A 5,836-nucleotide genomic window follows, 5' to 3' on the forward strand; every position below is an offset into this window, starting at 1 on the left:
AAACATCTTTCACGATGGCGGGGGGCGCCCCCCCCGCCGCGTGCTTCGCGGGGGGGCCCGCCCCCGTTCTGATCTGTTGCGGTCAGCCGCGGCCCGGCCGACGGCCCCGGTACCACCGGCCGCCGCCACCGCCGCGCGGCCCGCTGCCGACGCCGGCCAGGTAGAGCGAGAGCAGCAGCAGGCCGATCAGGACCAGGGTGTTCCAGTTGAACAGGTCGGGGGCGCCGAAGTTGGTGTTGAGCAGGTCCAGCAGGAGCGCGAAGCCGAACACGACGGCCGCGAGGATGGCGAGCATGGTTATGTCCTCCGGTAGGGGGTCCCAGTAGGTCGGCCCCGATGTACCCAAACGGTCGACTCGTCAATCTCCATCGTGGAGATCGGCGTCGCCGGGGCGTCCCGCCCGGCCGGGTTCTAGGCTGCTTGCATGATCGACACCGACCGGGAACTCGCCGGCCGGGCGGCCGTCCTCGCCGCCACCGACCACCACCCGTTCGTCCGGCACGCGGTGCGGCTCGACGACGCGCCCCGCGCCTGGGCCCGCGACGGCGCGGTGGCCTGGCTGCTCCCGGCTGCGGGGACCGACCGGGCCGGCGGCGTGGTCGGCCCGGTCGACGCGGCGGTGGGGCTGGTCGCGGCGCTGGTCGCCGACGGGGCCGTGCGCCCGGGGCAGTACCTGCAGTTGCCCCGGGCCGACCGGAGGCTGCTGGTCGACCGGTTCGCGGCGACCCGGGTCGACGACTGGGACTTCCTCTGGACCACCGCCGCCCCACCCCGGCAACCCGGGCAGGAGCGGGTGGTCCGCCTCGGTCGGACGGACCACCCGGCGCTGGTGGCGCTGATCGACGACGCCTTCCCCACCTCCTCGTCGCGCCCGCAGGACCCGACGGTCACCGGCTGGTACGGCATCTGGGAGGCCGACCGCCTGGTCGCCTGCGGCGCGGACCGCAGTCGCGGCGACATCGGCTTCCTCGCCGGGCTCACCGTGGCCCGCGACCGGCGGGGACGGGGGCTGGGCGCGGCGCTGACCGCCGGGATGATCCGGGCCCTGCTCGCCCGGTACGACCACGTCGCGCTCGGCGTCTACGCCGACAACCTGGCCGCGCTGCGGCTCTACCGTCGGCTCGGCTTCACCGGCACGCTACGGCGCAGTTCGGTGTGGCTCGGCTGAGGCCGCCGCGCCGGCCGGCTGGACACCCCCGGCTGCGGGCCCGGCCGGTTCAGGCCCGGCCGGTTCGGCCCCGGGTCCGGTTCCGGCCGGACCGGTCGCCGGTCCGGTTCCGGCGGGCGTGGCCGGGGTGGCCCGGCGGCCGGCCCACCAGGCGGGCAGGTAGAGCGGGGCGGCCACCGCCAGCGCGACCGCGCCGACCACCATCGCGGTGCCGACCCCGGAACGGTCGGCCAGGGCGGTGAGCAGCACCGCGCCGAGGGCGAACCCCGGTTGCCCCATCATCGAGTTCAGCGAGATGACGCTGGTCCGGTAGGGCCCGTCGACCTGCCGGTGCAGCAGCCCCAGGTGCAGCGGGTTGGATGCGCCGTGCACGGCATAGCAGGCCAGGTAGGCGACCAGCACCCCGGCGGGCCCGGCGAGCAGCCCCATGCCGAGCACGGTGACGCCCTGCAGGATCCGCAGCAGCCCGGCGGCGGGGGCGGCGCCGAGCCAGCGCAGCAGCAGCGGGGTGGCCGCCGCGCCGGCCGCCGAGACCAGCCAGGCGGCCGAGTTCGCCGGGCCGAGCAGCGCCGCCGCCCGCTCGGGGTCGCCGACCACGTCGGCGAGCCGGACCGGCAGCAGCGACTCGAAGGTGACCATGCCGAAGCCCCAGAACAGCTCCACCGACACCAGGGCCAGCAGCACCCGGGAGCGGCGCAGCAGGCCGACGGCCTGCCCGACCATCCGGGGCGCCGCCACGACCGAGGCACGCAGCGCGCCGGCGCCCCGGGCGGGGCCGGTCTCGACCAGCAGGATCAGCAGGACGACCAGGGCGACGGCCTGCAGAGCGGCGGCGACCAGCACCGGCACGGTCAGGGCGCTCACCGGACCGACCGGTCCGAGCGCGATGAGGCCGCCGCTGAGCAGCGCGCCACCGGCGATGGTCACGCCCGCGACGGTGCCGGCGAAGCCGAGGCCGGGCTCGTAGTCGGCGTCGCGGTCGGCGGCCAGGGTGGACTCGACGTACCAGGAGTCGAGCGGGCCGCTGTCGAGTGCCCGGTAGACCCCCTGCAGGGCCCAGACCAGAAAGAACAGGGCGAACGAGTCCGCCACCGCGAACAGCCCGAGCGACAGCAGGCTCACCGCCCAGGCGGTGACCAGGACCACCCGGCTGCCGAGCGCGTCGGCCAGGCCACCGGTGGGCAGTTCCAGCGCCAGCACGACCAGGCCCTGGGCGGTGGAGACCAGGCCGATCTGGGACAGCGTCAGGCCGCGTTCCTGCATCAGCAGGATCATCACCGGGATGGTCAGGCCGGTGGGCAGCCACCGCAGGCCGTAGAGGGTCAGATAGCGCAACCGGACCTGGCGTACGGTGAGCGCGGTCATCGGGGCCCCTCCAGCAGCGGGTAGGCGGCCAGGAACACCTGCACCGGGCGGGCCTGCGGATCGACGGGCGCGTGTTCCGTCTCGCGGCGGTACCGCTCCAGCACCTGCCACACCTCCGCCGTGAGCGCCTCGAGCCGGTCCGGTGCGACGGTCAGGAAGATGTCGCTCATGCCGATCGCGTCCCGCCACGCGGGGGTCGCCTCGTGCTGGGTGGCGAACCAGCGTTCGGCGTGCTCGACGAGCAGGCGTACCTGGTCGCCCTGGATCCACTCGATCGCGGCCCGCGCGTCGGGGTCGTCGTCGAAGTCGGTCGGTTCCCAGTTGGTGATCTCATGGGCCGCCTGCCACCAGCGCTGCCGGCCGGTCCCCCGGTCAGGGTCCTCGGTGACCAGCCCGACCTCGGCGAGCTGCCGCAGGTGGTAGCTGGTGGCGCCGGTGTTGGTGCCGAGCAGTTCCGCCAGGGTGGTGGCGGTGGCGGGCCCCTGCACCCGCAGTGCGCCGAGCAGCCGCATCCGCAGCGGGTGCGCCAGCACCCGCACCTGCCGCTTGTCGATCCGCACCTCGCGCGGCGCGGGTCGGGGGGTGGGTCCGTCGTTCGCCATGACCGCACAGTACCTGTGCACAGTTTCTGTGCACAAGAGTTGTGCACAGAAACTGTGCGACAGTCCTGGCGGACCGGTCGGACTCCGCCGCACGGTCGGTGCGGCAGTGGGCGGGGGGCGGGCAGAACAGAGGGCCAGGCGGGCCGTTGGGCCCGATGGGCCGGAGCGCCAGGCAAGGCGGAGGGCCAGGCGGGGCGGGCGGGGTCAGCCGGCGAGGAGTTCGGTGACGCCGCGCAGCCGGGTCCGGAGCAGACCGGCCGCGCGGGAGGAGTCCAGGCGTACCTGTGTCGGGCGGACCAACCCCGACGACCGCCCGGTGGCGGTCGTCATCCCACCCGGGTCGAGCCCGTCGCGCCGGGCGACCAGCAACCCCAGTTCCGCCCGGCTGACCGCGTCGGGGCCGGCGACGTTGAGCGGCCCGGCGTACGACGACGTGGCCAGCTCCAGCACGGCGCCGGCCAGGTCGGTCACGTCGATCGGGCAGCGCAGCTCGTCGGTGAACAGGACGGCCCGCCCGGCGAGCGCCTCCCGGCAGAGCCGGATCTGCTTGCTGCCCTCCCCCACGATCAGCGAGGTACGCACCAGCGCGGCGGACGGGTCGATCGCCCGGACCGCGGTCTCCGCCGCCGCCTTCGCCGCACCGTAGCCGTGGATCGGGCTGGGCGGCTCGTCGTCGCCGTACGGTTCGGGACGTCCACCGTGCAGCGCGTCGCTGGACAGGTGCACCAGCCGCGCCCCCACCTCGGCCGCCGCGTACGCGACGTGCGCCGCCCCGTCGGCGGTGACCGTCCAGTCGTCGGCACGGTACGCGGTCCCGACGACGGCGTCCGGGCCGACCTCGGCGACCAGTCGGCGCACCGCGTCCCGATCGGTCACGTCCAACCGACGTGTCCCGACGCCCGGCACGGCGACCCGGCCGCAGTGGCAGGTTCCCACCACCGACCACCCGGCAGCGGCCCCCCGCCGGCACACCTCACCCCCGAGAAACCCGCTCCCTCCCACCACGAGCAACCGCATCCCACCACTCCCCCGTCACGATCAAGAGGTTTGCGTCACCTCGGAGAGCGATGATGACGCAAACCTCTTGATCAACGATGCCGGGTGGGCCGGACCGGGCTCCGGGTGGGTGGGTCAGACCGGGTCGGCGACCGGGGCGGCCGGGCCGGCGGTGCCGGTGGACGCGGTGGCGGCGGGCTTGGGCTTGGCGTCGATGCCGGCCTCGGCGCGCTGCTGCCCGGTGATCGGGGTCGGGGCGCCGGTCAGCGGGTCGAAGCCGCCCCGGGTCTTCGGGAAGGCGATCACCTCGCGGATCGAGTCGGCCCCGGCCAGCAGCATGCAGACCCGGTCCCAGCCGAACGCGATGCCGCCGTGCGGCGGGGCGCCGTACTTGAACGCCTCCAGCAGGAAGCCGAACTTGTCCTGCGCCTCGGCGGGGGTGATGCCGAGCAGGTCGAAGACCCGCTGCTGCACGTCGCCCCGGTGGATACGGATCGAGCCGCCGCCAATCTCGTTGCCGTTGCAGACGATGTCGTACGCGTACGCCAGCGCCCGGTCCGGGGCCTCCTCAAACCGGTCGACCCAGTCGGCGTTCGGCGAGGTGAACGGGTGGTGCACGGCCGTCCAGCCGCCCGCTCTGCCGTTCTCCTGGTCGGAGGCCGGCTCGAACATCGGCGCGTCGACCACCCAGCAGAACGCCCAGGCGCTCTCGTCGACCAGCTTGGCCCGCTTGGCGATCTCGATCCGGGCCGCGCCGAGCAGTTCCTGCGCCTCCCGGGTGTTCGTGCCGGCGGCGAAGAAGACCGCGTCGCCCGGCTTGGCCCCGACCGCGTCGGCCAGGCCGCCCAGGTGCTCGGCGGAGAGGTTCTTGGCCACCGGCCCGCGTGCCTCGCCGGTCTCGGCGTCCAGCACCACGTACGCCAGGCCACGCGCGCCGCGCGCCTTGGCCCAGTCCTGCCAGCCGTCGAGTTCCTTGCGGGTCTGCGCCGCCCCGCCCGGCATCACCACCGCGCCGACGTAGCCGCCCGCGTCGATCGCCGCGGCGAAGACCCGGAAGGCGGTGCCGCGCAGGTAGTCGGTCAGCTCGGTCAGCTCCAGGCCGTAACGCAGGTCGGGCTTGTCGGAGCCGTACCGGGCCATCGCGTCGTGCCAGGTGATCCGGGGGATCGGCCGGGAGATCTCGTGACCGGCCAGGTCCTTCCAGAGCGCCCCGACGATCGCCTCGCCGAGGTCGATCACGTCGTCCTCGGTGACGAAGGACATCTCGATGTCGAGCTGGGTGAACTCCGGCTGCCGGTCGGCGCGGAAGTCCTCGTCGCGGTAGCAGCGGGCGATCTGGTAGTACCGCTCCATGCCGCCGACCATCAGGAGCTGCTTGAACAGCTGCGGCGACTGCGGCAGCGCGTACCAGCTGCCGGGCTGGAGCCGGACCGGGACCAGGAAGTCGCGCGCGCCCTCGGGGGTGGACCGGGTCAGCGTCGGGGTCTCGATCTCCAGGAAGTCCCGCTCGTGCAGCACGGTGCGGGCGAGCTGGCTGGCGCGCGAGCGCAGCCGCAGCGCGTTCGCCGGGCCACTGCGGCGCAGGTCCAGGTAGCGGTAGCGCAGCCGGATGTCGTCGCCGGCCTCGACCTGGTCGTCGACGGGCAGCGGCAGCGGCGCGGCCTCGGAGAGCACCTCCAGCGCGCTGGCGGTCACCTCGATCTCG

6 protein-coding genes are annotated in these 5,836 nt (G+C 74.5%); 1 reads left to right on the plus strand and 5 read right to left on the minus strand.

Going from position 1 to position 5,836, the window contains the following annotated elements:
- Positions 1 to 82 precede the first annotated feature (82 nt).
- Positions 83 to 295 carry a hypothetical protein gene (locus ACOJTC_RS31225; RefSeq protein ID WP_067307861.1) on the minus strand — a complete coding sequence of 71 codons (213 nt, stop codon included), beginning with the start codon at positions 293 to 295 and terminating at the stop codon, positions 83 to 85.
- Positions 296 to 424: 129 nt separating this feature from the next.
- Here ACOJTC_RS31225 and ACOJTC_RS31230 point away from each other — a divergent pair, with 129 nt between their 5' ends.
- The gene (locus ACOJTC_RS31230) at positions 425 to 1,168 is read left to right on the plus strand and encodes a GNAT family N-acetyltransferase (protein ID WP_420119567.1); all 744 of its coding nucleotides are present in this window, start codon (positions 425 to 427) and stop codon (positions 1,166 to 1,168) included.
- On the opposite strand, the gene ACOJTC_RS31235 is transcribed toward ACOJTC_RS31230, so the two are convergent.
- The 4 genes from ACOJTC_RS31235 to aspS form a co-directional block, all read right to left on the minus strand.
- Positions 1,139 to 2,533 carry an MFS transporter gene (locus ACOJTC_RS31235; protein ID WP_420119568.1) on the minus strand — a complete coding sequence of 465 codons (1,395 nt, stop codon included), beginning with the start codon at positions 2,531 to 2,533 and terminating at the stop codon, positions 1,139 to 1,141. The genes ACOJTC_RS31230 and ACOJTC_RS31235 overlap by 30 nt on opposite strands.
- Positions 2,530 to 3,135, minus strand: coding sequence for a helix-turn-helix domain-containing protein (locus tag ACOJTC_RS31240; protein ID WP_377684944.1), 606 nt, complete (start codon positions 3,133 to 3,135; stop codon positions 2,530 to 2,532). Before ACOJTC_RS31240 ends, ACOJTC_RS31235 begins: the two co-directional genes overlap by 4 nt.
- A gap of 204 nt (positions 3,136 to 3,339) precedes the next feature.
- Positions 3,340 to 4,152: an SDR family oxidoreductase gene (locus ACOJTC_RS31245; protein ID WP_420119569.1), complete on the minus strand. Its 813-nt coding sequence runs from the start codon at positions 4,150 to 4,152 to the stop codon at positions 3,340 to 3,342.
- Positions 4,153 to 4,266: 114 nt separating this feature from the next.
- The coding region (gene aspS, locus ACOJTC_RS31250; RefSeq protein WP_420119570.1) for an aspartate--tRNA ligase at positions 4,267 to 5,836 on the minus strand (1,570 nt) is incomplete at its 5' end.

The sequence above is a fragment of the Micromonospora sp. genome, from assembly GCF_048594385.1.
GTDB lineage: Bacteria > Actinomycetota > Actinomycetes > Mycobacteriales > Micromonosporaceae > Micromonospora > Micromonospora wenchangensis.